The sequence below is a fragment of the Bacillus yapensis genome (assembly GCF_005280205.1).
Lineage (GTDB): Bacteria > Bacillota > Bacilli > Bacillales > Cytobacillaceae > Robertmurraya > Robertmurraya yapensis.
On sequence record NZ_SUND01000003.1, the window covers coordinates 329,255 to 355,435 of the forward strand.

Consider the following 26,181-nt stretch of genomic DNA (forward strand, 5'->3'; position numbering starts at 1 on the left):
ACAGTTTCAAACAAGTGTCAATTTTCATTCAGGTAGTTTTATTTCAAAAGTTCTTTAAGATCCTCCTCATTATCAAAGGAAAACTCTGACAGCTTTAGGGCCTCAACTGAAGCGTAATTCATAAATTCTCCAGCCTTCAAAGACATGACCTCTTCTACTATCTCGAACAATTTGATGTCTTCCTTCACACGCTTCCATTTTTTATTTATGAGGAAATCCCACAATTGCTGCTCTTGAATCGTCCCATATCCAAGAAGACTCAATTCTTCTACTTTACTTTTTAATGCTGGTTTAACTTCATTGCGAAATCGTTCATACGCATGAACGGCCATCCAGACTCCCCCTAGTATAAAACTAAATTATTTGCACTTGTCATGCTTTGTCCACTAAGGTGCATATAAATAATTGTATATGATCAAACGACTTTCATAAAGAAACTTCGGTAAAAAAGTAGCAAAATATACCTAAATTTCGTTAAAACCTTTTTTAGATTCATAATTTGCTTGATTTACATAGAGAAGAAGGCGGGAGTAGAATGTCTAAGTTTTTGAAAGGTACGATTATTTTACTAGTTGCAGGGTTGGTTACAAGAATTCTCGGATTTATTAATCGTATTGTCCTAGCCCGACTTATTGGGGAAGAGGGAGTAGGATTGTACATGATGGTATTCCCTACTCTTATGCTTGTCATTGCCATAACCCAGCTTGGTCTACCGGTAGCGATTTCAAGAAGTGTTGCGGAAGCAGAGGCCAAAGGGGATTTTAAGAAGATTAAGAAAATCCTCGTCGTTTCGCTAGCGACTACGGTTTCCTTATCGCTTATTTTTACACCAGCCTTATTTTTCAGTGCACCATACTTATCTGACATTCTATTTACAGATGATCGTACAAAATGGCCGTTACTTGCGATTACACCAATCATTCCAATTGTCGCTGTTTCGGCGGTCATTCGTGGGTACTTCCAAGGTCGACAAAACATGAAGCCTGCTGCATATTCGCAAGTAATTGAGCAGATCGTACGGATTGCATTAATTGCTGTATTCACCAAAATGTTCTTACCTTATGGAATTGAGTATGCTGCAGCTGGTGCCATGCTGGCAGCTGTTATCGGTGAGCTACTATCCATGATCTACTTGTTCACAGCCTTTAAGATGAAAAAGAAGTTCCGTGTAAGAAAAAAGTTTTTTTCACAAATAAAAGCAGGAAAATCAACTTTTCGAGAGTTAATGGGGGTAAGCATTCCGACACTAGGGAGCAGATTAATTGGTAATCTCTCTTGGTTTTTCGAACCAATTGTTGTTTCTCTGAGTCTAGCAATAGCAGGGATTGGAACAGCACTTGCTACAAAACAATACGGCTCACTTACGGGATTTGCCATGCCACTTTTGGCATTACCCTCTTTTATTACGTATTCCTTATCCACATCGCTTGTACCAGCTATAAGCGAAGCCCATTCGAAGCAAGATAAAGGATTAATTGAATACCGTTTGCAACAGGCCCTTCGCTTTGTCTTTTTGACGGGTGGACTAGCTATTGTCATTATGTATGTATTGGCAGAGCCGCTCATGGAAGCGATGTATGGCTCTGCATCAGGCTTCTTTTTTATTAAAATAATGGCTCCATTTTACCTACTCTATTATTATCAAGGTCCACTTCAGGCCACACTACAGGCATTAGATCTTGCAAGAGCTGCTATGATCAACAGTTTAGTAGGCTCTGTTGTAAAACTGGCTGTTATATTCGCACTAGCGAGTCAGCCGAGCTTCGGCATTAATGGGGTTGCACTGGGAATCATTGTTGGAATCGTTTTGGTGACCTTTCTTCACTTTGCCACAGTCATGAAAAAAATTTCCTTTACCTTTTATATCCGTGAATATTTGTTAGCGTTTATTGTAATGGGATTGTCTGGCTGGGCCGGAGCACTCACCTACCAGAACCTATTAGGGGAAATGTCTCCCGTGATGAAACTTGTGATGGCAACAATCGTCATTAGTTTCGCATATTGTTCTCTTCTTCTTGCATTCGGATTAATTCGCAAAAACGACCTTGAGCGTATCCCAATAATTGGTCAAGCTCTCTCCAGATTTGCGTTTAGATAGCGAATAGAGGAAAGGAGACAGGTGATTGTACCCGTCTCCTTTCATATTGGTCCTTTTACATCAATAAAGAACTCCCCGTCCTGAAAACTACAAAAGGAGATGTTCTTGATCTCCTTATAGCCCTTTTTTCGAAGTTCTTGTCTCAGCCATAACTGATTTTTTTCAATTCGTTCTAGATTTTTTTCTTGTATCTCTCCATCAACAATAAGAGGAATCGTAATCCCTCCCACTTTCTCTTCCTTTTTAAAAACGGTTAGCTTTCCAGAGGTTTCTAAAATCGCAAATTCCACATCGGCAATGTTACGAATATTTTTCTCTCTAAGCTGTAGCAAGAGATCGTCAAAATTGTATCTTTGCTTTCTCATCTGTTCTTCATCAATTTTTCCATGATTAATGATCAAAATTGGTTTTCCTTCAACTACATCCCGAAACCTTTTACTTTTGAGCGAGATAAGGGCAAAAATAATTTGGATCGTCATTAAAAGAATCATTGGTATAACGCTATGATATAGCTCGTCACGGGGTTTTTCTATCGCAATAACAGCCATTTCCGCAATCATAATGTACACAACTAAGTCTAAAATACTTAATTCGCCAATCTCTCGTTTACCCATCGCACGAAAAATCACGATAATAAGTGCGTATAAAAAGACCGTCCTGATTAATATGGTGAAAATCTCATGCATCCTCGATCCCCTTTTTCCTATTCAAAATGCCTGTACCGTCTTATTATGGTCTTTTACGACAAATATATTTCAATATGATCTAATTTCTTCTCTTCAGACAACGAAATTGCGAACAAAAAAGATTCTATTTTTCGTCCAGTTTGAATAAGCATGTACTAAGAATGTGGAATAGCTCTATAAAGAAAACATTGCTACATTTAGTTGAGGGGAGAGGGTCAAAATAGAGGAGTCAAGAAGCTTTGGAAGTGCTGTTTTATTCGGCGTAATTGCGATATTTTTACTGCTGATTATTAGTAGCTTTATTTTTTCACTCATTTTAAGATTTACGTCTACACAGGAATCTTCACTTGGTATTGTGACAACTGCCATTACCTTTATTACTCTATTTGTTGGAGGATTTGTCTCAGGAGGTAGAGGTAAGCAAAAAGGTTGGCTTATCGGTTCATTAACAGGAATACTGTATACCCTAATCATTTTCTTATTTCAATATTTGGGGTATGACAGCTTATTTTCCGTCGAACAAATCATTTATCATGTCTGCTATATTCTGACGGCTATGATGGGTGGTATTCTTGGAGTGAATATGACTACTCCGAAAACTCGGAGTGCATAAGACAAAAGCGCCCTAGATTGAATAGGGCGCTTTCTGCTATTATTAGCTCTTTGCTAACATATCACTTGTTTCTGGTGCAGACTCAACTACGTCACGTACAGCTGCACGGTCGTATGTAAGACGGCTTCCATCTCCACATTTGATGACAATCTTACCTTCATCCACTGCATCGACGATACCATGTAATCCGCCAATCGTGACAATCTTGTCACCTTTTTTTAAGTTCGTTTGCATTTGTTGAACTGCTTTTTGACGCTTTTGTTGTGGGCGAATTAATAAAAAGTAGAAAATCGCAAACATTAAAATAAGTGGTGCTATTGTTCCTAAAGTGCCTCCCATATATTTAACCTCCCTTCAAAACTATTCTCATAACTTATTTAGAAGTTTTTTGCGTCGGGCTTATTGAAGCCATATCTTTCAAAAAATTCTTCTCGGAAGTCCCCTAATCGATCCTCACGAATCGCTTCGCGGACTTGCTCCATTAATTTTAACAGAAAATATAGGTTATGATAAGTCGTAAGTCGAATTCCGAACGTTTCATCACAACGAATTAAGTGACGAATGTAAGCTCGGCTATAATTTTTACATGTATAGCAATCACAATTCGGATCAATTGGTCCAAAATCTCTCGCAAATTTAGCATTTTTAACAACAAGACGACCTTCACTTGTCATCAATGTACCATTGCGGGCAATTCTTGATGGTAATACGCAATCAAACATATCAATTCCACGAATCGCTCCATCAATCAATGAATCAGGAGAACCCACTCCCATTAAATATCTTGGCTTATTGTTCGGAAGCAACGGTGTTGTAAATTCAAGCACACGGTTCATGACATCCTTTGGCTCACCAACAGACAAACCACCAACTGCATAGCCTGGGAAATCAAGAGAAACAAGGTCTTTCGCACTTTGCTTTCTAAGTTCCTCATATTCTCCTCCTTGAACAATTCCGAAGAGACCTTGGTCATTTGGACGCTGATGAGCATTTAAGCATCTCTCAGCCCATCTAGACGTTCTTTCTACTGACTTCTTCATATAATCAAATGTTGCAGGGAAAGGAGGACATTCGTCAAATGCCATCATAATATCAGAGCCAAGGGCATTTTGGATTTCCATCGCTTTTTCAGGAGATAAAAAGAGCTTATCTCCGTTAAGATGATTTCGGAAGTGAACGCCTTCCTCTTCAATTTTGCGGAACTCACTTAAACTAAAGACTTGGAATCCACCTGAATCTGTTAAAATGGCGCGATCCCAATTCATAAATTTATGAAGTCCGCCCGCTTCTTTGACAATTTCATGTCCAGGGCGTAACCATAAATGATACGTGTTGCTTAAGATAATTCCTGCACCCATTTGTACTAATTCTTCAGGGGACATCGTTTTAACTGTCGCAAGTGTCCCTACTGGCATAAATACAGGTGTTTCAAAAGAACCATGTGGCGTATGTACGCGTCCAAGTCTAGCACCTGTTTGTTTACATGTTTTAATTAATTCATAACGTATTGCTGTCAATCTTCCGTACCTCCTGGCTTCTTTTAGAAGCTCTTAAATAATAGCTTTTTATACGAAATAACCTAAATAATTAACATCGCATCGCCAAAACTGAAGAAACGATACTTTTCCTCGACCGCTGTATTATAGGCGTTTAACACATGTTCTCGTCCTGCTAAAGCACTCACTAACATAATGAGTGTTGATTTTGGCAAATGAAAATTCGTAATCATCCCATCAATCGCTTTAAATTCATAGCCTGGATAAATAAAAATACTTGTCCATCCACTGGCCGCAACAAATTTCCCATCATGTGCACTCGCAATCGTTTCTAATGTTCGCGTGGAGGTTGTTCCTACAGTAACTATTCTTCCCCCATTTGCACGTATCTCATTAAGCAAGCTCGCTGTCTCTTCTGATACTTGATAGAATTCAGCATGCATTTCATGCTCATCAATATCATCCACACTTACAGGACGGAATGTACCAAGCCCTACATGCAACGTAATAAAAGCAATATGTACGCCCATTTCCTTCAACTCTTCTAAAAGAGCTTCTGTAAAATGTAGTCCTGCAGTTGGTGCAGCTGCTGACCCCCGCTCCTTTGCATAAACGGTTTGATAGCGGTCTTTATCCTCAAGCTGTTCCTTTATATAAGGTGGGAGAGGCATCTCACCTAAAGCTTCTAGCACTTCGTAAAAGATTCCCTCATAACGAAACTTAAGGAGACGGCCACCATGTTCCTTTTCCCCAACACAAATAGCGGAAAGAAGACCATTACCGAATGTAATAACGGAACCTTCCTTAATCCGCTTCGCTGGTTTCACAAGAGTTTCCCACGTATCTCCTTCGACCTGCTTTAAAAGAAGCACTTCAATTTTTGCACCTGTGTCTTCTTTCTCGCCGAATAGCCTTGCAGGTAAAACTCTCGTATCGTTTAGAACAATACAGTCTCCCGCACGCAAATAGTTTTTTACATTTTTAAAAATCTCATGTTCAATTTGACCAGTTTCTTTGTTTAAAACCATTAATCTGCTGCTTGTACGATCTTGCAGCGGAGTTTGCGCAATCAATTCTTCTGGCAAATGAAAATCAAATAAATCTACCTTCAATGATGTCACCCTGTTTCTAGTAAATAGCTGCTAAATATTTTTTATTGCGTCGGTAATTCCATTTGGAAATGTTGATAGACGAGGTCTGTTACCATGCGCCCTCGAGGCGTTCGTTGCAGAAAACCAATTTGTAATAAATATGGCTCATATACATCCTCAATGGTTGTCGATTCTTCTCCAATTGTGGCAGCAATCGTTTCTAAACCTACTGGACCACCACGAAATTTCTCAATGATCCCTCTTAATAATTTATGGTCAATATGGTCTAAGCCTAAACGGTCGACCTGAAGAAGCTCCAACGCCTCCTGTGCCAATTGATGGTCAATCGCCCCATTGCCACGAACCTGGGCAAAATCACGGACTCTTCTTAATAGACGATTCGCGATCCTTGGGGTTCCCCTTGATCGTCTCGCAATTTCCACTGCCGCTTGAGGTTCAATTTCCACTTCATAAACCTCAGCCGTCCGAATGACAATCTCCCTTAATTGTTCTTCACGATAATACTCTAATCTACTTAATACACCAAATCGGTCACGGAGAGGGGCAGATAAGGCTCCCGCTCTTGTGGTCGCTCCGACAAGTGTGAAAGGAGGAAGATCCAAACGAACGGATCTCGCACTAGGACCCGTACCAATTACGATATCTAGACAAAAATCCTCCATTGCTGGATAAAGAACTTCCTCAATCGAACGTGGTAGTCGATGAATCTCGTCAATGAATAGGACATCGCCTGGCTCTAATGCAGTTAAAATCGCAGCCAAATCGCCTGGTCGTTCAATCGCTGGACCAGCAGTCGTTCGAATATGAACACCCATCTCATTCGCAATAATCGTAGCTAACGTCGTTTTCCCAAGTCCTGGCGGGCCATATAGTAAAACATGATCCAATGTTTCTTTTCGTAGCTTCGCAGCTTGAATAAACACTTCGAGATTTTCTTTTACTTTATCTTGCCCAATATATTGTCTAAGGGTTTGAGGACGTAAGCTTTGTTCAAGGGAGAGTTCCTGCATATCTGCCTCACCTGAAACAATCCGTTCATCCATTCTCGTCACCCCTTTCGTAGGTTTCCATTTTAGTTCAGATTTACGCTCTTCTTATCGATCAGCGTAATAATTTTTGTAATCCCAATTTTATGTATTGATCGGTCGATAAAGATTCCTTTTGTAGAGCTGGTTCAATCTTCTTGAGTTCTTTTTCAGAATATCCTAATGCCTTCAGAGCCAACATTGCTTCTTCCAGCTCTTGATTCGTAGCTTGAACCGTTCTTTCGCCTCTTTCTGGCGCAAATAAATCTGGGAAGAAATCAGGTACGACATTTTGAAGCTTCCCTTTTAGATCCAGAATCATTTGTCTAGCAGTTTTCTTCCCAACACCAGGGAACTTCACTAGGAAAGCCTCGTCTTCATTTTCAATCGCGTCAACTACCTGCTCTGGTTCGCCTGATGCTAGAATAGCTAAAGCACCTTTTGGTCCAATTCCAGAAACATTTAGTAATTTTGTAAAAAGTGTTTTTTCTTGTCGAGATTGAAAGCCATATAACGCCATGACATCTTCACGGACATAATGATATGTATATACCTTTGCTTCTTGGCCTTGATCCTTTGAATAAATAAACGGATTTGGCGTCATAATTTGAAACCCAATCCCGTTCGTTGCTAGTACTATATATTCAGGTCCTACAAAATCAACCTTACCTTCGATAAACTCAAACACTGCATTCGCCCCTCTATTTTGCTGTACCCCATTGTACCATACATTCGGTTTGGCATAAAGAAACTAAAGTGTTCATAGGAGCGTGTGCACAAAATAAAAAGAACCGATTTACTCGGTCCCTAATTTGCCTGTTTATCTAAAGTATAATGTTTAAATGTTTCTAGCACTTCAACATAACGATCCTTATTTTTTATCCGTATTCCTTTTTTCAATTCCTCTTGCTTTTTGCTTTCAAGCTTTCCCATATCTAATTGAAAAAAAGTATGGATGATTTTCGATGTTTGTGGCCTGCCATTAAAAATTGTTAAGGTACCATCACTAGATATGCCAAAATAGCCATTCGTTTTTAACAGGGGAGAGATATCATCGACATATTCACGAAAAACCACTTTGTTCTCCGTCATGTCAATTAACTCCCAGTCCTCATATTTAGCCCAAAAATCTTCCATCGACCAAATCGTTTCACTGACTATTTCTTGGCTATATTCTCCATCTAAGTACATTCTTTCTAAGACAACCTGTACTTCGATAGGGTCAAACTGCATCGTTTCTTTTACATCATTCATTTGCCCGTGAACTGGCACACTATATTCAAATCCAATGAATAGAATAGCAAAAATTATAGAAATAATAGACCTTTTGTTTAGCACATTGGTCACCTCGTTTAGCGCCTGTTTTGGCCAAATTCATTTTAAAAACTCCAATACTATTGTGACCATTTTTACAAAAAATATCCTTTTTACGAGAATGATTTTGTAAAAGAAAGAAGCCAGCTCTTTTTACGGCTGACTTCTTCTTTCTAGCGATTATTGTTGATGGACTTAAAGATATTATCAATTTCCTCATTAACCATATCTTTTGGGCCACCTTCACGTAGATCATTATCTAGCGTGCGAATTCGGCTATACGTACTGTCATCCGTAGCAATAGTAAGAGATTTCCCCTTTAAATGAGGACTTACCGCATCCTCGATAGAAGCCTTTGTTTCATTAACACGGCCTTGATCCTCGAGCACGGCTGCAACAAGTACTTGATCACCATGGATAAGTGCTCTCGCATCTCCCACATTCACAACGGAAGCTGCAGTTGCACCGATCTTTTTGGCCAAATCTCCATTATAGTTTGTATAATATGCACTTCTTGCCCCACCATTTAGATTATTTAAATGGCCATGATAATTTCGATCACTGCGACTAAACAAAGTATCCCTATACTTACCGTCGGGTGCTGACTCATTATTGACACCTCTTAAGGTGCTTTCTTCACCTTCTCCTCCTAAGGTATGGTCCATTAATTCTGTTGCAGGACCGTCGTTATCTTCATTGATCCAATCTGTGTTTCCTCCACTTTCCTCATGATGTTCATTTGAATAATAACCCATTGGGAGTGGTGAATTGTTATCCCCATTAGTAGCTTCATCATTATTTCCACATGCTGCAAGCCCTAGCGCAATAAGAACTGTGGCCGGAACAATTATCTTTTTTTGCATTGAAAATGACCCCCCTTACACGAGATAAGAGCATAACCAATGCTCTCTATTAGAGTGTGAGGGTTATTCATTTTTCATTCTGTCAGTTACGACCATTCTTTGGATTTGATAAAAAAATTGTCGCCTTGCACTAAATTGACTAACTGTGAAATCAAGCAATTGTCGCACGAATTCTGGTTTATCATATTGCTTATCTCGAATCAAACGATTCCACTCGCGCAAGATATCCGTCGGAAAAGCTAAGCCATACAGAAAAAACTTCTCGTTCAGGAATGGCTTCATTTTTTCAAAATGAGTAAGTTCTTGGATTGACCAATCGATAGAAGGCAGAATTCGATTCGCGTATTGGAGATAATCGATCCGTCGATTTCCGATTGATATCAAATCAAAATCGATTAAATATAACTCTCCTGTCTTAGACCGAATAAAGTTATGGTGGGCAAGATCCCCATGCAATACCACTACCGATTCAGCATTGATAGAAGCCCACTCTCTTTCTACACCTTCCAGAGCCCAAGCTGACCACGCAAGCAATTCGTGGAGCATCTCTTCTTTTACGAATAATTTGATGACAGAGAGATTGTTTATAAATTCGGTAACACGGCTTCTCCATTTATGGACAAGAGGGAATTTTTCAAGAGTAGTATGCGTGACCATTCTTTCAGTTGATTGATGAAATTTTGATAAAAGAGTTAAACCGTCCTGCCTATCTTTTGGATTATTGAAGTTGAAAGGATTCATTGATGGAGGAATATACTCCAAGCATCCATAATATACTTTTTCAAAAAATAATGGTTCACGTTCTTCAAAAAGAAAAGAATATGTGTGATGAAAACCCGCTTTCTTTAAATCCGCTAATAATAATTGCTGTTTGATTAGTTGATCAAAAGACCGAAAGCTTTTTAATATAAATGGTCCAAGCGAACTTTCAACTAAATAAATTTTTCTTCCGAATGGTTTTATGTACTCGATTTCCCATGGCAACTGATTATCTAAATAAGAGAAGAGACGATTCAATAAAAAATCGTCTCCGGTATGATTAATCATCAAAATCTTCACTTTGAGGAAGATTTCCTGTCGGACTATATGGATTCATATATGGATTGCCGACGAATGGTTGTGGATAGACTGGAGCTCCACTCCATCCATAATTACTAGGGCCATACGTACCTAATAATCTTGGGCCTCCACATCCACAGTCATCCATAGGACCTTGGAATGCACCTGCTACTCCTGGCATCATCGGCATGTTTGGTCCTTGGTAGGCTCCTGCGACATTTGGCATTTGTGGCATATTTGGACCCTCGTACGCTCCCATTACTCCTGGCATATTTGGCATGTTTGGACCTTGGTGAGCTCCCATTACCCCTGGCATATTTGGCATATTTGGACCTTGGTGAGCTCCCATTACTCCTGGCATCATTGGCATATTTGGTCCTTCGTATGCTCCCATTACTCCTGGCATATTCGGCATGTTTGGACCATGGTATGCTCCCATTACTCCTGGCATATTTGGCATGTTTGGACCTTCATACGCTCCCATTACTCCTGGCATATTTGGCATGTTTGGACCTTCATATGCTCCCATTACCCCTGGCATATTCGGCATATTCGGGCCTTCGTATGCTCCCATTACTCCCGGCATATTTGGCATGTTTGGACCTTCATACGCTCCCATTACTCCTGGCATATTTGGCATGTTTGGACCTTCATACGCTCCCATTACTCCTGGCATATTTGGCATGTTCGGGCCTTCGTGTGCTCCCATTACCCCTGGCATCATCGGCATATTTGGGCCTTCGTATGCTCCCATTACCCCTGGCATCATCGGCATATTTGGGCCTTCGTATGCTCCCATTACTCCCGGCATATTTGGCATATTCGGACCTTCGTATGCTCCCATTACTCCCGGCATATTTGGCATATTCGGGCCTTCATGTGCTCCCATTACTCCCGGCATGTTTGGCATATTCGGTCCTTCGTGTGCTCCCATTACCCCTGGCATCATTGGCATATTTGGTCCTTCATACGCTCCAGCTACTTCTGGCATCATTGGCATATTTGGTCCTTCATACGCTCCAGCTACTCCTGGCATTGGGTACATTGGTTGTGGAAATGGATGATGGTGGTGAAAAGCCGGTAATTGCCCTGGACCTGGCATTACTGGCGACACCGGGAATAAGTGAGCTGGGTAAGGTGGATATGGGTAAGGTGCTTGCATCATTGGTGATACTTGTGGCATTGCTGGCATATTTGGCATATTCGGACCTTCATGTGCACCCATGACCCCTAACGGTTGATTCGGCATAAATGGTGAAGATTCTTCATAATCACTTTCTACTCCAGGCATATTCGGATAATTAGGTTGGTCAAAGGCTCCTTGTACCTGCGGAAACGGTTGATTAGGGACTCCTGCACCTTGCATTGCTGGGGAAACAGGATAAAATGGTTTATTTGGATACATCGGGTGTTGGGTACCTCCCTTGATTGGCTGTTCTTCTTCCATCGCAGCCTTTTGTTTTGGTTCGTATGGCTTTATTTCTGGCATAATATTTGTTGCTTTCGGCGCTGGCTTTGGTGCTGCGTTAATATTAGCCATATTCATCGTAAAATAATTATTAATATCGATTTCTGGAAGAATCGGCTTTGGCATTTTTGGTACAAACGGTTTTTTAGCAACCTCTACTTTTGGCGCTTCTACATTCGGTGCTTTTTGAACCGGCGCAGGTGCTTGCTCTTGGATAGGTGCTTCCTTTTGCTGTTCTTTCACGAATGGTAGCTGCTGTTCTTTCTTTACGCCCATATTAATTTTTGTTTCTTTGCCGCTAATGGTAGCCTCTTTTGTTACGCTTCCACTTGCAGTCGGAACTTTTATTTTCATACCGGGCATAATCATATCAGGATTACTGAGCTGGGAATTCATTTTTTTCAGCTCTTCAAAATTCACGCCATATTTCTTGGCGATTTTCCAAAGAGTATCCCCTTTCTGTACGATATGGATCTTCACGCTGTCTTCCCTCCTATGCAAATGTCCATATATTGTATGATGATGTAGGTAAATTGCTAATAATCTTCAAAAAAACTTATGCTTTGCCGAGAAAAATTATGATATTACATATGGGAACTTTTTCTAAATGAGTCGAAAAAAATCAGAATTCCATTCGAATTGGTCGACCTGTCTAATGATCTACGTTAAACTTTAAATATAAGGATAAAAAAGGGTGAGTTACGTTGAAGGGAAAAAAAATTCTAGGTGAAGAAAGAAGAGAGTTCATCTTAAATTTACTTAAAACAAGTAGAGAGCCTCTTACTGGGAGTGAATTAGCCACTAGAACCAATGTCAGCAGACAAGTCATTGTTGGAGATATCACTCTCTTAAAGGCGAAAAATGAACCAATCATTGCAACGAGTCAAGGGTATATTTATATGAGCCAACCTTCTAACTTTAAGAAATTCGAACGGATCATTGCCTCTTCCCATCCACCGGAAAAAGCAGAAGAGGAATTACTCCTGTTAGTGAATCATGGTGTAACAGTAGTAGATGTTAAAATTGAACATTCTGTTTACGGAGACCTAACTGCTTCGATCATGGTCTCTACTCCACAGGAAGTCGAACATTTTGTAGAAAAAATCAAAACTACAAAAGCGTCCTATCTATCAGAATTAACGGAAGGTATTCATCTTCATACGATTTCAGCTCCTTCTGAAGAAACATTGGACAAGGCTGTAGAAGCCCTTAGAGAAAATGGATTTTTGATTGAATAGACGAATGAGCAAGTCATAAAAACTAAGAGAAGCCATCCCAACGGGACAGCTTCTCTTAGTTTTTATTAAGATGGTAATAAGGATAGCTACCTAACACTTCAACTGTACAGCCTAGCGCTTCTAACTCTGCAATTGCACCCGGAATTAGGACATCATCCATGCTCATTTCTATATCTATAATGAAGAAATAATTGCCTAATCCCGTTTTAGTTGGACGGGATTCAATTTTAGATAAATTCAGCTTTCTCCAAGCAAATGCTGATAAAACTTGGTGAAGAGCTCCAGATCGGTCGTCCTCTGATAAGGTAATCATCAAAGTCGTTTTGTTACCTGCAACCTGTAACTTTTGGTCCACCATTTCAAGTGGTTGCTTGGCTAAAACAATAAATCGTGTATGATTGAAATCAAAATCATGAATATCCGCCTTCGCAATCGTTAATCCATATTCCTGTGCGGCTAGCTCATTAGCAATGGCAGCAGCCTTTATTTCTGGATGCTCCAGAACATATTTTGCTGCCGCTGCTGTAGAAGTAACACTAATTCTTTTCATACCCTTACATTGATTGTGAAGAAATTTATGACACTGAGCAATGGCATGAGAATGACTGTAAATAACCTCAATCTCTCGCCAATCGTCCTGATGATTAGGATGAACCATTAAATGCTGTCGAATCGGAGCTGTTACTTCCGCTAAAATAGGAAGCTTCATTTCATGAATTAAGTAATCCAGTGTAATATTGACCGAACCTTCAAGTGCATTTTCTAACGGTACCACACAAGCATCTACTTCGTCTTTTATAACAGCATCCAGGCAATCTGGAATCGTAATATAGGGAATACCTTCATCATTCGGAAAAAGTTCACGTACTGCAATATCTGTAAACGTTGCATTCGGACCTAAAAAAGCTATTTTCATTATGCCTTTCCTCCCCTGAAGCTCATCCTTTTCTATTTATACAGGACGCCTTTACTCTTTTATGCTCCTGAACCTAATACTTCTACATTTTCAACAAATTCAAGCTTTCTTAAGTTCGATAAAAGCTCATTAATTTCAATCGCCATCCCTGTAATATTCAAGGAAAGCGTTACTTGAGCTCTTCCTTGCAAGGGAATGGTTTGATGGATGGTTAACACATTACATCCAGCTGAAGCCACAACCCCTAATAGCTGAGAGAGAGTACCTGAACGATCCTCCAAATGAAAAAATAATGTGATTAACTTTTCCTTTACAATTGTGTGAAAAGGGAAAACCGTGTCGCGGTACTTATAAAAAGCACTGCGACTTAAATCTACCTGCTGGACTGCATCCCACACGGATTCTACTTTCTTTCGCTCGATCATTTCCTTTGCCTCAAGTGTCTTTTTCATCGCCTCAGGCAATACATCCTCACGAACCAAGTAGAATTTTTTATCTAATTTATCTTTACTCATTTTCCCCACTCCAGTACAAAACCGCAATTAATCAAGGAATTCAAATTCGTAATCTAACAATTTAACGATATCGCCATTCTTGATACCACGTTCTCTAAGGGCATCATCTATACCCATTCCTCGAAGCTGTCTTGCAAAACGGCGGACTGACTCATCTCTTGAGAAGTCTGTCATCTTGAATAGACGTTCAACTGCATCACCCGAGACAACAAAGCTGCCGTCTGGCTCTCTCGTAATGACAAATTCCTTTTGATCTGCTTCATGCTTATAAAGAACTCGATTAACCTCTGTTTCTTCCTCATGAACAAGTGGGAATTCAGGTGTTTCTTCAATTTTATCAGCAATCGCAAATAAAAGATCTCGTAAACCTTTTCTCGTCACGGCAGATATTGGAAAAATTGGATAGTCCTCTTTCAGCTGTGATTTAAATTTCTCAAGATTTTCTTCTGCTTCTGGCATGTCCATTTTATTCGCAACAATAATTTGCGGTCTTTCTGTCAGCCTTAAGTTATACTCTTTTAGTTCGTTATTGATGGCAACATAATCCTCATATGGATCTCTTTGCTCTATCGCAGCCATATCGATAACATGAACGATAACCCTTGTTCTTTCAATATGTCGTAGGAATTGGTGACCTAACCCTACTCCAGAGTGGGCACCTTCAATTAAGCCTGGTAAATCGGCCATAACGAAGCTGCGACCATCTTCGGTTTCAACCATTCCTAAGTTTGGAGCAATCGTTGTAAAATGGTAATCTGCAATTTTCGGTTTCGCAGAGGAAACAACGGATAATAAAGTTGATTTTCCTACACTTGGAAATCCTACAAGGCCGACATCAGCAAGAAGCTTCAATTCTAATACTACTTCTTTTTCAATTCCAGGCTCTCCATGTTCAGAAAGTTCAGGAGCTGGGTTAGCAGGCGTCGCAAATCTTGAATTACCTCGTCCACCACGTCCACCTTTAGCAATGATTGCTCTTTGACCATGTTCCGTTAAATCAGCAATAACTTCCTTCGTTTTTGCATCGGTCACAACTGTACCTGGTGGTACTTTGACAATCATGTCCTTCGCGTTTCGACCATGCTGATTTTTCGACATGCCGTGCTCACCACGAGGCGCTTTAAAATGACGTTTGTAGCGAAAATCCATTAATGTTCTAAGACCTTCTTCTACTTCAAAAACAACGTCTGCACCCTTTCCGCCGTCACCACCAGCTGGGCCACCTTTTGGTACATATTTTTCACGACGAAACGCGACCATTCCATTGCCGCCATCTCCGCCTTTAATATATATTTTAACCTGATCTACAAACATTTTTGTTCCTCCCGTCGGCAGTAGCTAATTAATTCATGAATCATCACATGACGAGAATCCACCATTACTCATTGATATGGTAAAAATACTTCAAGTGATAGCTCTTGTTCTGAAAGCTCATGCACTTTATTTCCTATGGATGATTGCTGTTGTAAAAACTGTTTAACTTGCTCTTTGTCTGTTATTATTCCTCTAAAATCAAAAAAGAAACCGATGCCAGATGGTTGTCTTTCAATCGTCACAGACAAATGATTTTCGTGAAAAGCTTTAATGCAATTATCTAATTCTTCCAGAAATGCAATTGTCCAATTAGCAAGTAGCTCATCATTAATATGACTACTTGTTGAACCATGTAGGTCTTCTATAATTTCAAATTCAAGGTGAATGGAATGACTTTCCCAATTATATGTAAGAAGCAATGCTGCAAACTGAGGAATGTTAAGGTTGGATAGCTTCGTTTCTTGCCTAGTCTCATCCACGATTTCATTAATAATCTCTTTGACGCGGTCGATTTTGTTTAAAGAAAGATTCCCTTTTATCAATTGAATTTTATTTAGCCAATCATGTCGAGTATGTCGCAATAGCTCAACAGTGTCCCAATCTTTTTTCATACAAAGCACTCCTAAGTATAACTGCCTTCTTCTTGCTAGTATATCAAAAAAAATCAGTATATAGGCTAGTTTTCAGATTCGTTTTTATGATATCCGTCAAAAATAAATTTTTCGCCCTGACTCGTAACTGCAAAAATGGGGGTATTTCGGTCTTAAAACAGATATATCGGTCTAAAATCGAATTTATCGGTCTAAACACCAAATTTATCGGTCTAGGCAGTCTAACGCCTCTTCACGTCCATAAAAGCTAAAAAAACTCTAACCAAAGCGGTTAGAGTTTTTAAAGACTTAAGCTTCTTGAGCTACTGGGTAGACGCTCACTTGCTTACGGTCACGTCCTAGGCGTTCGAATTTAACGACACCATCCACTTTCGCGAATAGAGTATCGTCTCCTCCTTTACCTACGTTCACACCTGGATAAATCTTTGTTCCACGTTGACGATAAAGGATAGAACCACCAGTTACGAACTGACCATCTGCACGCTTAGCACCAAGGCGCTTAGAGATTGAGTCACGACCGTTCTTTGTAGAACCTACTCCCTTTTTAGAAGCGAAAAACTGAAGATCTAATCTTAACATTACTATTCCACCTCCTACTTTTTGAAGGTTATTTTTATATATTTCCCATAATCTCTTTCAATCGTCTGTAAAGACACGATCATCCCTTCAAGCAATAGCTGTACCTTCTCTTGTACGTCTTCTGGGAGATTATCCGGAATGACGCAGCGGAGAAAGCCTGATTCTCCTTGCTCGATTTCTGGCTCCACTCCAGTTAGTGCGATAATGGAATTAATCGCTCCAAAGGAAATGGCAGAAGCTCCTGCACAAACAATGTCATTGCCATTGTTGGCAAAGAGGGCATGACCACTAATAGTAAACGATTGTACTCGTCCAGATTCAGTACGATAAATCGTTGTTTGAATCATCTTAAACCGCCTTACGCGTTGATTTTTTCAATAACAACTTTAGTGTATGGCTGACGATGACCTTGCTTCTTGTGATAGTTTTTCTTCGCTTTGTATTTGAAAACAATGATCTTCTTAGCGCGACCTTGCTTTTCAACTTTAGCTGTTACAGAAGCTCCTTCTACAACAGGGCTACCAACTTTAACGTTTTCGCCACCAACGAATAAAACCTTATCAAATGTAACTGTTTCGCCTGCTTCAGCGTTTAGCTTTTCAATGTAGATAGCTTGACCTTCTTCTACTTTGATTTGCTTACCACCAGTTTCGATAATTGCGTACATGAACTGCACCTCCTCTTAGACTCAGACTCGCCATTTCAGGTGTTTTCAAAAAGAAAAGCTTTAAGACCTGGTCTGTGCGGTTGTAGCACGGGTGCGCTACAAACATAACATGAAAATATTATCATAGACCGACTATAAGTGTCAATAATAATTCCAGAGCACTCCTAATTCGTCTTCTGCTCTAAATCCTTTATTATACCTAGCTGTCTAATCAAATAGTAAGGTTTAGGTGCTTCTTGGATGGTAAAAAAGATTTTCATCCCAATGATTTCTTCCATCGTTTTCTGATGAATACTGCTTTCACCAGAAAAAATATTTCTTACTTCGTCCGTTGTTTCAATTAAAATAGCTTCTTCGTCTTTCCCTCTTTGCTCCAGCAATTCGCGCTCCATTTGATAGGCAACCGAATCAGGGCTTAACACCTTTCCGAGGCCCTCACAAGTGTTACACGAAGTCATCAAGCTTTCTGAAATAGATACTCTTGTCTTCATTCTTGTTAACTGTAAAATGCCGAGTGGAGTAAATCCAACCATTCTCGTTCTCCGCTCATCCTTCCTTAGAACATTTTCCAATTTTCGTTTCACTTGCTCTCGCGCTTTTAAATCGACCATGTCAATAAAATCTATAAGGATAATTCCCGCTAAATCACGAATTCGAATTTGCCGAGCAATTTCTTCTGCAGCCAACTCATTCGTTTTTAGAACCGTATCCTTCAATTGATTTTTTCCTGAAAACTTCCCAGTATTCACATCAATAATCGTTAACGCTTCAGCTTCATCGAAAACCAAATAGGCGCCATTCTCTAAAGGAACAACCGAGTTTAATGCTTTTTCAATTTCATGCTCTACTCGATAAGTGGAAAAAATATTTTCTTTTGCCTGATGATAGACTACTTCAATATCTGGATTCTGATTCAAAAGAGCGAGCTCTTTCTTCCAATCAAGCTGATCGACAACCACTACTCCAGCCTTCATTTGTTTCATGATTTCTGTCACTTCTGCCAAAAAGGAATTTTTCTCATAAAGAAGCCCCGGCTTTTTCATCCCTTTTGTGACAGTGAGTAATTGATCGTATTTTTCTCGTAAGCGCTGAAGATCTATCAAAGCCTCATCTTCAGTACGTTCAACAGAATTCGTTCGAAACAGAAAACCCTCGTCCTCGCTCTTTACTTGATTTCCAAATTGGCGCCACCGCTCTCGAACTTCTGAGCTCTCTATTTTTTTCGAAACTGCCACTTGCCTACCTTTTGGCATATAAACAAGGAATTCTCCGTTCAATTCAATGATTCCCGTAAGCCTTGGCCCCTTATTTCCTGTCGGGTCTTTTTCCACCTGAACAAGTAATTTCTCACCTTGATGAAGATAAGAAGAAATACTTTTATCCTCTTTCGTCACTAGAAAAGAAGAGAGCTTATCCCGATGGAGATACCCACTTTTCTCTTGACCAATATCAATAAAAGCGGCATTCATCCCAGGAAGTACTTTTTCAACCGTTCCAAAATATATGTTACCAACCATTGATTGCATCGCTGGCTGTTCAATGACCAACTTCTCGAGTACATCATTATTTAATCTTGCATATCGTTTTTCTCTTCCCAAACTATTTACAATTAATTGTTCCACTCCAAATACCCCTTATCAGCTTCATTCCTTCATTATCCGATAAGAGGATGGATTTCTCAAATCTTAATATGGATATAATAACTCGCCAACCTTTGCTGTTAATTTTTTTTCAGCAAAATAGGCATGGAGCAGCTCATTTTCATCAAGAAGTCCCGTTTCTTTCCCATCCTTCTCAATGACAATCGGATGCTTATAACCCCTTTGAAACTGTTCCAAGACATCGATCACGAGGTCATCTTCCTCGACAACAATCGGCTTAAGTTTTCGAAACTCACTCGTTTTCCCATAGTATCTTTCCATTAAAAAACGAATAAACACGTAGCGGCTTTGCTTCCATTCATAACGCAAAGTAAAAATAATAAAGGCCACAATAATCCACACATTCAAATTAACTGGTTCAACTAAAAGAATCATCAGAACAAAGATAGATAATGCAAATATGGAGATATGTAGAGTTTGTCTGAACGCTTTTGGAAAAGATTCCTTTAAAGAGAGCCACAAAAATACAAACTTTCCTCCATCCAAGGGCCAAATGGGGAGTAAATTAAAGATAAGGATCATTAAATTGAATTGGACAAAATTTGTATAAATAAAATCGGAGATTAGATTAAATTCATAAAGGAAAAATGCGACTGCCAGTAACCAAAGATGCTGAATCGGTCCAGCCAAGGTAACAATCGCTTCTTCCTTTAAAGGACGATTTCCGTGTTCATCGATTTCCGCCACACCACCAAAGGGAAGAAAGGATATCCTTTTTACTCTCCATGAAAAAAAAGAAGCTGCGACCGCATGCCCCATTTCATGAATGAAAATAATCAAAAGGAGGAGGGAGAGTTCTATAAAATGTGCAGTCACAACCGCTATTGCTACAACAACCCATAGTAATGGATGGATATAGATCTTATTTAACATGGAAAGGAAATTAGTCAAATTGTATCACCTGTATCGGGTCGATAAAATCATCCCCTTTTTTAATAGCAAAGTAAAACATCCCCTTTGTACCGTCAGCAGTATCAGATGCCAGCCCGACACTTGTCCCCTTTTTAATAGATTCATACAGACTCACATCTATCGATTGCAAGTTTCCATACCAAGTTTCACTTTTATCCGCATGCTGGATGATCACTGTTTTTCCAAAGCCATCCTCATTGCCAACATAGCGAACCCTTCCTTCACTCATCGCATTAACGGCTGCACCTTTTTCTGTCTCAATCGAAACCTTTTGCCCATTTTCTTCAAAGTCTTCCAAAATCCGAGCAGCCTCAAGGGCATATTCCTGCGTGACCTCTGCTTCATTTGCATCTTCGTTTTTCTCACTTGGAAGAAGTGCTAATGGTTTCCCAAACTGCTCTTCATACCAATCAGAAACTGCCGTAAATTGAAAATCTTGTTCCATCGATTGTGTAACAAAATTCTTTATCGGCTCTAACTTTCCCTCACCGTTCCGAAAAAGAATGGCAACGACAAGCACTAAGCAGGCAGAACCCAATATTTTAAAAATAAACATCTCCTTATTGAATAAAGGGTGACCTCCTTCTCCTGGCCCACTTTCATAAGATGAAAATTTATCAAATCCATATTTCTCTTCATCATCAACCACTAAATAGCGGTTCGCATCATTATTTCGAGAAATTCTCTCTCTTTCACGCCTCCGCTTTGCCAATCTTCTTCTGACATCATCCGCTCTAGACATGTACCCACCATTCCCTTTAACCTTTTTGTACAAGTCTATGAGTTGTCCACCTGAGATATGACAAGATTGATGAGTGAAAAGAATACTAGGCAGAGGGGCTAACAATGGAGTGAGTTAAAAGATGAAACCAGTGGAGATTGTTAGTTATAAGAAGTTGGTACTGGCTTGGCAATTATGCTTCAGTGACAGAATCACATGGAAGGAGTTAATAATTGTCAATCAAATTATATTTCATTGACTAAATCTCATAGAAAGAGACGATAGTTGTCAATCAAACCATATTTCATTTACTAAATCGCACTGAAACCTATTCAACATGGTAATCCATGCGTTTTCAGCAGAAAAATAAATCAAAAAGCTGCCCTACAAAAGGGTTAATATAAACACCTTTTCGGACAGCTCGTTTCATATAAATTATATAATTATTTAACTCCGAAAAACTTTTTGAGTTTGGAAAAGACACCTTTATCCACTTCTTCAAGCGGTTGAAGAGGAACGGATTCCCCTAGAATTCTTCGAGCAATATTACGATAAGCTATAGATGCACGACTGTTTGGATTTAAAGCAATCGGTTCACCATGATTCGATGCTCTAATCACTTCATCATCATCAGCCACAATTCCAATTAACTCAATCGATAGATGTGTCGTAATCTCATCAACATCAAGCATATCTCCGCTTTTCATCATGTGACTACGAATACGATTAATGACTAATTTCGGTGGAGCAACATTTTCCTCTTTCTCAAGAAGGCCAATAATTCTATCAGCATCTCGTACAGCCGAAACTTCAGGAGTTGTGACAACAATCGCCCGATCAGCACCTGCAACGGCATTTTTATAGCCTTGCTCTATTCCTGCTGGGCAATCGATAATAATATAATCGTACTCCTGTTTAAGAGAATCCATTAGAACCTTCATTTGCTCTGGGTTCACTGCAGACTTATCGCTTGTTTGAGCAGCTGGCAACAAATAAAGCAGATCGTCAAAACGCTTGTCCTTAACAAGAGCTTGATGGATCTTGCAACGGCCTTCAACGACATCCACTAAGTCGTAAATAATACGATTCTCAAGACCCATAACGACATCCAAATTTCTTAAACCAATATCAGTATCTACTAAACAAACTTTTTTACCTTGAAGGGCCAAAGCCGTACCAATATTAGCAGATGTGGTCGTCTTTCCAACGCCACCTTTACCAGATGTTATAACGATTGCTTCTCCCACTTTAGAATCCCCCTTCCAATCTCGTTAAATTTGGTCTTAGATGCATCAAAGCTTGTAATCTATCAATAATAATTTGGTCAGTATGATCAATATAGGCACATTCCATTTCTCGTTTCTCCTCATCTCCTGTAAAATCAGGAGATCTGCTTATTGCATCGTTAATCCTTAATTGTGTTGGCATCATAAGGGAAGCTGAGATGACCGCATTCGAATTTCCATTCGCACCTGCATGAGCAATTCCTCTTAATGCTCCCATTATAAAAACATTTCCACCTGCAACAACCTTGCCACCTGGATTCACATCGCCAATTAGCAATAAATCGCCAGGAACCTCAAGGACTTGTCCCGAGCGGATAATTCTTGCTACTGAAACAATCTCATTTTCTCGCATCATTTGCTCTGCATCTGATTTAGCCATTACATTTGAATCAATTGAGCCAACAACAAGGTTCTTCTTTTGACGGATAATGGTTTTGATTTCTTCCTGTTGCGCATCCGTTAAGAACCTATTGCCGATCTTAACACTTACAGTAATAAGAGGATGTTCTTCATTCACCCTTTGATTTTCTGTCAGTTTCTCATTCAGTTCCTTTTTTAATTTTTCATAGGAACATTGATCATCTAAATGCAATGTCAAACCGTCTTTTGTCCCTTTAATCAGGACATTTTGTGTTTTCTTCATATCAAGATGTTCACCTCATGGAAAAGCGAATTCACTTTTTTCAGTGATTTATTTTTGAAATCGATTTAATTTTTTCTATTTCATCTACGAAACATATACCACTATTCAATTCGACAAAGATAGCAAAAAGTCCTTTTTCCTAGAATCTTTTCGCGAACTTTGTTTGAAAGTTCATTTCTCTAATTTGTTCCTTATGGTAATAAACAACCTTTTTCCATTAGTCCTCTCGTAGAGAAGCTGCATATTTCTCGAAAATTCGCTTTAAAGGATAGGCAAATATAATGATAAACGCCACATTTAAGACAATCGTTGGAAATAATCTCTGATTTAAAAATAACGAAAAATCCATATTTGTCACATTGATTAAATAATTCATTTCATACACACCTAGCTCAAGTAAAACAATACTTAAAATAGAAATGACAGACACAACGACAATATTCGATTGTAGAATTCTCATTAATTTAGAAGCTATATAGGCAATTAACGGGAACATAAACAAATAAATCCCGATGATTTCCGTATAGACAACATCAAATAGAAGTCCGAATACTAAGCCATAAATCAAGCCTTGATCGCGATGGCCATACAGTGTCATAAACAAAATCACAATCATTAAGAATCGTGGAGCGAGAATTCGTTCACTATTAAAAACTTCTGCTGGAAGTGTTTGAACAAATAAACTCTCTAGGATAAAAAAGAGAATGAACAAAAGAGGAAGAAGATATTTTCTCAAAGTTCCTCCTCCTCGTCATCCACCATATCACTTAAGTTTGGTTGCATCATGTCTCTCTTCACAACCATTACATTTTGAATATCATAAAAGTTTGCTCCAGGTTTCACATAAGCAGTCTGATTCAGACCAAATTCATCAGGTTCCGTATCAACCACTTTTCCAATCGGCAATCCTTTTGGGAAGATTCCACCTAATCCAGATGTAACCACGGTTTGCTCCTTTTGGATTTTAGCATCATACGGAATACGTTTTAGTTCCAATAATTCACGCTCAACATCATAGCCTTCAATGGTACCAAAATAGGAATCGGTTCCTTGAATTTCCGCTGAGATACGATTTGTTGGATCCATCGCGGTTAAAAGCTGGATTGTCGAAGTAAATTGTTGCGTACTTTTCACTTTTCCGATGATAAAACCATTAGAAGAGACAACAGCCATGTTCTGCTCAATGCCGTTTACTTTTCCTTTATTAATGATTAAGAGCTCATGCCAACGGTCTGGATTTCGCCCAATTACCGTTGCTTGAATTGGAGAATAGGCACTTAAAGAATCCTTTTTATCCAATATTTCACGTAGCTCATCGTTTTCTTTTTTAAGTTGCTGAACATCTGATTCAAGCTTCGCCAATCCATCTAAACGGGACTTCAGCTCTTTATTTTCAGAATATGTATTTTGCAGATCCTTAATATTTTCAAAGACACCTTTTACATAGCTTTGGGGCTTCGAAAAGACATTTTGTATCCACCCAGTTGCATCCTTCAAAAATTGCTCAGGCACGGTTAATTCTTCTCGTTCTCTTAAAGAAAAGCCAATTAATGCCACGAGAATAATAATGCTGACAAGCAAAAGAATCAGGCGTTTATTCAGAAAGAATTGTGGCACCTGTTACACCTCATTTTTCACCATATTAATAGATACGCTCTCAAAGAAGTAAGGAGGTCACTGTACAAACTAGACAGTCCTATTCCTAAGATAAATAGTAACCTAAGTTTCAGAGGCTTACCATAGAAAGAGAGTCACGTTTTTCTAGCAACTTGCAAACTTTTTTCAAAGTAAAAATAGGGAGGAGGCATTAGATGCCGCCTCTTATTTTCTTAACGAGATTCTTTCGCTCGGTTTTTAAATAAATTGATATTGTCTAGTGCTTTACCTGTTCCAATTGCTACACAATCAAGTGGATTTTCAGCAATTAAAACTGGCATATTTGTTTCTTCACTAATTACTTTATCAAGATTACGAAGAAGCGCACCGCCACCAGTAAGAACAATACCGCGATCCATAATATCTGCCGCAAGTTCAGGTGGTGTCTTTTCTAGCGTTACTTTTACAGCATCCACAATTGCATAAACTGTATCGCGTAAAGCTCTTGAAATTTCTTCAGCTGTAATTTCGATTGTTTTAGGAAGACCAGTTAATAGGTCACGACCACGGATTTCCATGTTTTCGATTCCCTCTGGATCTCCTGCGCTTCCAACTTCTAGCTTAATCATTTCAGAGGTTCTGTCACCGATCATGAGATTGTACGTCTTTCTTATGTAGTTCACAATCGCCTCGTCCATTTCATCACCAGCTACTCGAACTGACTGGCTAGTTACAATTCCTCCAAGGGAAATGATTGCTACCTCAGTAGTTCCTCCACCGATATCGACAACCATACTGCCTGTTGGTTCCCATACAGGAAGATTTGCTCCAATAGCCGCTGCAAATGGCTCTTCAATTGTATAGGCATCTTTTGCGCCCGCCTGACGTGTTGCATCAATGACAGCACGTTCTTCTACCGCTGTGATACCTGAAGGGACACAAACCATAATATAAGGCTTACCATTAAATACGCCCTTTGATTTCGTCGCTTGGCGAATATAATATTTCATCATCGTTGCTGTTGTTTCATAATCAGCAATTACTCCATCCTTCATTGGGCGAAGTGCAACAACATTTCCAGGAGTACGTCCGATCATGTTTTTTGCGTCATTTCCGACAGCAACAATTTGCTTTGTATCAGTTTGTAACGCGACAACAGATGGTTCACGAACGACTACACCGCGTCCTTTAACATACACGAGTGTATTCGCTGTCCCTAAATCTATTCCAAGGTCTTTTGTTCCAATTCCAAACATAGTTGTATCTCCCTTTCTGAAACGAATCGTAAAGCAATCTTAAAATGCCTTGATTTAAAAGTTCATCCATGCCTCGTTTGTTATAGCATGTCTTAATTTAAATTAATAAGTAATCAAGCTCTAAAATCACAACCATTATTATAGATCAACCATACTTAAAATCATAGTGCCATTAGAGCATAAATGTTGAATCAATTTCATAATGGCTCACAAGTATCCTTTTTCCTTTAAGCTAACGAATTTATTTTCCCCAATGATTAAGTGGTCTAAGACCTCAATGCCGATGATTTTCCCTGATTCCACAAGACGCTTAGTAACTTCAATATCTTCTCTACTCGGTTGGGGGTCTCCAGAGGGATGATTATGCAGGCAAATAACGGATGCTGCAGAGCGCCGAAGTGCTTCCTTGAAGTAGGGTAAGAACCCAGTGCCTTGCTTAGTTTCCTAAGTAGGTTTCCAAGAACTCCCCCCCAAACCGTACGTACTCCTCTCAGAGTATACGGCTTTCCATTTATCAATCTAACTTCCCATT

Annotated in this window: 28 protein-coding genes, 2 pseudogenes and 1 other annotated feature; of the genes and pseudogenes, 3 read left to right on the forward strand and 27 right to left on the reverse strand. The window is 39.4% G+C overall.

Annotated features, from left to right (window positions below):
• Positions 1-38: 38 nt before the first annotated feature.
• A complete protein-coding gene (locus FAR12_RS06035; protein ID WP_126407354.1) occupies positions 39-332 on the reverse strand; it encodes a post-transcriptional regulator in 294 nt (97 codons plus the stop codon).
• Positions 333-535: 203 nt separating this feature from the next.
• Here FAR12_RS06035 and spoVB point away from each other — a divergent pair, with 203 nt between their 5' ends.
• Positions 536-2,098 carry a stage V sporulation protein B gene (spoVB, locus tag FAR12_RS06040; protein ID WP_126407356.1) on the forward strand — a complete coding sequence of 521 codons (1,563 nt, stop codon included), beginning with the start codon at positions 536-538 and terminating at the stop codon, positions 2,096-2,098.
• Between the two features lie 41 nt (positions 2,099-2,139).
• Here the strand turns inward: spoVB and FAR12_RS06045 are convergent, their stop codons facing one another.
• A complete protein-coding gene (locus tag FAR12_RS06045; protein ID WP_126407358.1) occupies positions 2,140-2,784 on the reverse strand; it encodes a DUF421 domain-containing protein in 645 nt (214 codons plus the stop codon).
• Positions 2,785-3,004: 220 nt separating this feature from the next.
• Here FAR12_RS06045 and FAR12_RS06050 point away from each other — a divergent pair, with 220 nt between their 5' ends.
• A complete protein-coding gene (locus FAR12_RS06050) occupies positions 3,005-3,397 on the forward strand; it encodes a TIGR04086 family membrane protein (protein WP_126407360.1) in 393 nt (130 codons plus the stop codon).
• A 42-nt stretch (positions 3,398-3,439) separates the two neighbouring features.
• On the opposite strand, the gene yajC is transcribed toward FAR12_RS06050, so the two are convergent.
• The 9 genes and pseudogenes from yajC to safA all read right to left on the reverse strand — a co-directional run.
• Positions 3,440-3,736, reverse strand: coding sequence for a preprotein translocase subunit YajC (gene yajC, locus FAR12_RS06055; protein WP_126407362.1), 297 nt, complete (start codon positions 3,734-3,736; stop codon positions 3,440-3,442).
• 38 nt (positions 3,737-3,774) lie between these two features.
• The gene (gene tgt, locus FAR12_RS06060) at positions 3,775-4,914 is read right to left on the reverse strand and encodes a tRNA guanosine(34) transglycosylase Tgt (RefSeq protein ID WP_126407364.1); all 1,140 of its coding nucleotides are present in this window, start codon (positions 4,912-4,914) and stop codon (positions 3,775-3,777) included.
• A 62-nt stretch (positions 4,915-4,976) separates the two neighbouring features.
• On the reverse strand, positions 4,977-6,005 hold the full coding sequence (gene queA / locus FAR12_RS06065; RefSeq protein ID WP_126407366.1) for a tRNA preQ1(34) S-adenosylmethionine ribosyltransferase-isomerase QueA: 1,029 nt from the start codon (positions 6,003-6,005) through the stop codon (positions 4,977-4,979).
• Between the two features lie 41 nt (positions 6,006-6,046).
• On the reverse strand, positions 6,047-7,048 hold the full coding sequence (gene ruvB, locus FAR12_RS06070; RefSeq protein WP_126407368.1) for a Holliday junction branch migration DNA helicase RuvB: 1,002 nt from the start codon (positions 7,046-7,048) through the stop codon (positions 6,047-6,049).
• Positions 7,049-7,106: 58 nt separating this feature from the next.
• Positions 7,107-7,718 (reverse strand): Holliday junction branch migration protein RuvA, encoded by a 612-nt coding sequence (gene ruvA / locus FAR12_RS06075; protein WP_126407370.1) that lies wholly within the window; start codon positions 7,716-7,718, stop codon positions 7,107-7,109.
• Between the two features lie 119 nt (positions 7,719-7,837).
• A complete protein-coding gene (locus tag FAR12_RS06080; protein ID WP_425456141.1) occupies positions 7,838-8,368 on the reverse strand; it encodes a BofC C-terminal domain-containing protein in 531 nt (176 codons plus the stop codon).
• A 149-nt stretch (positions 8,369-8,517) separates the two neighbouring features.
• Positions 8,518-9,207, reverse strand: a complete 690-nt coding sequence (locus FAR12_RS06085) for a YhcN/YlaJ family sporulation lipoprotein (protein ID WP_126407372.1) — start codon at positions 9,205-9,207, stop codon at positions 8,518-8,520.
• A 63-nt stretch (positions 9,208-9,270) separates the two neighbouring features.
• On the reverse strand, positions 9,271-10,254 hold the full coding sequence (locus FAR12_RS06090) for a phosphotransferase (RefSeq protein WP_246010299.1): 984 nt from the start codon (positions 10,252-10,254) through the stop codon (positions 9,271-9,273).
• 1,812 nt (positions 10,255-12,066) lie between these two features.
• Positions 12,067-12,214: pseudogene (safA, locus tag FAR12_RS24140) on the reverse strand (SafA/ExsA family spore coat assembly protein); the annotation flags it as partial.
• Between the two features lie 224 nt (positions 12,215-12,438).
• On the opposite strand from safA, the gene FAR12_RS06100 reads away from it, so the two are divergent.
• Positions 12,439-12,972, forward strand: a complete 534-nt coding sequence (locus FAR12_RS06100) for a transcription repressor NadR (protein ID WP_126407378.1) — start codon at positions 12,439-12,441, stop codon at positions 12,970-12,972.
• 55 nt (positions 12,973-13,027) lie between these two features.
• On the opposite strand, the gene pheA is transcribed toward FAR12_RS06100, so the two are convergent.
• The 16 genes and pseudogenes from pheA to FAR12_RS06180 all read right to left on the reverse strand — a co-directional run.
• The gene (pheA, locus tag FAR12_RS06105; protein WP_126407380.1) at positions 13,028-13,888 is read right to left on the reverse strand and encodes a prephenate dehydratase; all 861 of its coding nucleotides are present in this window, start codon (positions 13,886-13,888) and stop codon (positions 13,028-13,030) included.
• 59 nt (positions 13,889-13,947) lie between these two features.
• Positions 13,948-14,403: an ACT domain-containing protein gene (locus tag FAR12_RS06110; protein WP_126407382.1), complete on the reverse strand. Its 456-nt coding sequence runs from the start codon at positions 14,401-14,403 to the stop codon at positions 13,948-13,950.
• A gap of 27 nt (positions 14,404-14,430) precedes the next feature.
• Entirely contained in the window at positions 14,431-15,717 is a 1,287-nt protein-coding gene (gene obgE, locus FAR12_RS06115) for a GTPase ObgE (RefSeq protein WP_126407383.1), read from the reverse strand.
• A gap of 68 nt (positions 15,718-15,785) precedes the next feature.
• Positions 15,786-16,328 (reverse strand): sporulation initiation phosphotransferase B, encoded by a 543-nt coding sequence (locus FAR12_RS06120; protein WP_126407385.1) that lies wholly within the window; start codon positions 16,326-16,328, stop codon positions 15,786-15,788.
• A 288-nt stretch (positions 16,329-16,616) separates the two neighbouring features.
• Positions 16,617-16,907: a 50S ribosomal protein L27 gene (gene rpmA / locus FAR12_RS06125; RefSeq protein ID WP_126407387.1), complete on the reverse strand. Its 291-nt coding sequence runs from the start codon at positions 16,905-16,907 to the stop codon at positions 16,617-16,619.
• A gap of 14 nt (positions 16,908-16,921) precedes the next feature.
• The gene (locus FAR12_RS06130) at positions 16,922-17,254 is read right to left on the reverse strand and encodes a ribosomal-processing cysteine protease Prp (protein WP_126407388.1); all 333 of its coding nucleotides are present in this window, start codon (positions 17,252-17,254) and stop codon (positions 16,922-16,924) included.
• Between the two features lie 11 nt (positions 17,255-17,265).
• The gene (rplU, locus tag FAR12_RS06135; protein WP_019154671.1) at positions 17,266-17,574 is read right to left on the reverse strand and encodes a 50S ribosomal protein L21; all 309 of its coding nucleotides are present in this window, start codon (positions 17,572-17,574) and stop codon (positions 17,266-17,268) included.
• 13 nt (positions 17,575-17,587) lie between these two features.
• Positions 17,588-17,666 (reverse strand) — a sequence feature (ribosomal protein L21 leader region).
• Between the two features lie 72 nt (positions 17,667-17,738).
• A complete protein-coding gene (locus FAR12_RS06140; RefSeq protein WP_126407390.1) occupies positions 17,739-19,196 on the reverse strand; it encodes an Rne/Rng family ribonuclease in 1,458 nt (485 codons plus the stop codon).
• Positions 19,197-19,259: 63 nt separating this feature from the next.
• The gene (locus FAR12_RS06145) at positions 19,260-20,126 is read right to left on the reverse strand and encodes a M50 family metallopeptidase (protein ID WP_170972114.1); all 867 of its coding nucleotides are present in this window, start codon (positions 20,124-20,126) and stop codon (positions 19,260-19,262) included.
• Positions 20,119-20,889 (reverse strand): M23 family metallopeptidase, encoded by a 771-nt coding sequence (locus FAR12_RS06150; RefSeq protein ID WP_126407392.1) that lies wholly within the window; start codon positions 20,887-20,889, stop codon positions 20,119-20,121. Before FAR12_RS06150 ends, FAR12_RS06145 begins: the two co-directional genes overlap by 8 nt.
• A 422-nt stretch (positions 20,890-21,311) precedes the next feature.
• On the reverse strand, positions 21,312-22,115 hold the full coding sequence (minD, locus tag FAR12_RS06155) for a septum site-determining protein MinD (RefSeq protein ID WP_126407394.1): 804 nt from the start codon (positions 22,113-22,115) through the stop codon (positions 21,312-21,314).
• A 1-nt stretch (position 22,116) separates the two neighbouring features.
• Positions 22,117-22,797 (reverse strand): septum site-determining protein MinC, encoded by a 681-nt coding sequence (gene minC, locus FAR12_RS06160; protein ID WP_126407396.1) that lies wholly within the window; start codon positions 22,795-22,797, stop codon positions 22,117-22,119.
• A gap of 217 nt (positions 22,798-23,014) precedes the next feature.
• Positions 23,015-23,533, reverse strand: a complete 519-nt coding sequence (gene mreD, locus FAR12_RS06165; RefSeq protein ID WP_126407398.1) for a rod shape-determining protein MreD — start codon at positions 23,531-23,533, stop codon at positions 23,015-23,017.
• Positions 23,530-24,414: a rod shape-determining protein MreC gene (gene mreC, locus FAR12_RS06170; protein WP_126407400.1), complete on the reverse strand. Its 885-nt coding sequence runs from the start codon at positions 24,412-24,414 to the stop codon at positions 23,530-23,532. Before mreC ends, mreD begins: the two co-directional genes overlap by 4 nt.
• A 212-nt stretch (positions 24,415-24,626) precedes the next feature.
• Positions 24,627-25,649, reverse strand: a complete 1,023-nt coding sequence (locus tag FAR12_RS06175; protein ID WP_126407402.1) for a rod shape-determining protein — start codon at positions 25,647-25,649, stop codon at positions 24,627-24,629.
• Between the two features lie 207 nt (positions 25,650-25,856).
• Positions 25,857-26,060 (reverse strand): annotated as a pseudogene (locus FAR12_RS06180) (JAB domain-containing protein); the annotation flags it as partial.
• Positions 26,061-26,181: the final 121 nt, after the last annotated feature.

Coding starts and splice junctions, on each gene's coding strand:
- FAR12_RS06090 (WP_246010299.1), bottom strand. CDS start 10,254: ATGATTAATCATACCGGAGACGATTTTTTATTGAATCGTCTCTTCTCT.
- FAR12_RS06110 (WP_126407382.1), bottom strand. CDS start 14,403: ATGAGTAAAGATAAATTAGATAAAAAATTCTACTTGGTTCGTGAGGAT.
- rplU (WP_019154671.1), bottom strand. CDS start 17,574: ATGTACGCAATTATCGAAACTGGTGGTAAGCAAATCAAAGTAGAAGAA.
- FAR12_RS06175 (WP_126407402.1), bottom strand. CDS start 25,649: ATGTTTGGAATTGGAACAAAAGACCTTGGAATAGATTTAGGGACAGCG.
- FAR12_RS06045 (WP_126407358.1), bottom strand. CDS start 2,784: ATGCATGAGATTTTCACCATATTAATCAGGACGGTCTTTTTATACGCA.
- FAR12_RS06085 (WP_126407372.1), bottom strand. CDS start 9,207: ATGCAAAAAAAGATAATTGTTCCGGCCACAGTTCTTATTGCGCTAGGG.
- minC (WP_126407396.1), bottom strand. CDS start 22,797: ATGAAGAAAACACAAAATGTCCTGATTAAAGGGACAAAAGACGGTTTG.
- FAR12_RS06035 (WP_126407354.1), bottom strand. CDS start 332: ATGGCCGTTCATGCGTATGAACGATTTCGCAATGAAGTTAAACCAGCA.
- pheA (WP_126407380.1), bottom strand. CDS start 13,888: ATGAAAATAGCTTTTTTAGGTCCGAATGCAACGTTTACAGATATTGCA.
- FAR12_RS06150 (WP_126407392.1), bottom strand. CDS start 20,889: ATGTCTAGAGCGGATGATGTCAGAAGAAGATTGGCAAAGCGGAGGCGT.
- rpmA (WP_126407387.1), bottom strand. CDS start 16,907: ATGTTAAGATTAGATCTTCAGTTTTTCGCTTCTAAAAAGGGAGTAGGT.
- obgE (WP_126407383.1), bottom strand. CDS start 15,717: ATGTTTGTAGATCAGGTTAAAATATATATTAAAGGCGGAGATGGCGGC.
- ruvB (WP_126407368.1), bottom strand. CDS start 7,048: ATGGATGAACGGATTGTTTCAGGTGAGGCAGATATGCAGGAACTCTCC.
- yajC (WP_126407362.1), bottom strand. CDS start 3,736: ATGGGAGGCACTTTAGGAACAATAGCACCACTTATTTTAATGTTTGCG.
- FAR12_RS06130 (WP_126407388.1), bottom strand. CDS start 17,254: ATGATTCAAACAACGATTTATCGTACTGAATCTGGACGAGTACAATCG.
- spoVB (WP_126407356.1), top strand. CDS start 536: ATGTCTAAGTTTTTGAAAGGTACGATTATTTTACTAGTTGCAGGGTTG.
- FAR12_RS06120 (WP_126407385.1), bottom strand. CDS start 16,328: ATGAAAAAAGATTGGGACACTGTTGAGCTATTGCGACATACTCGACAT.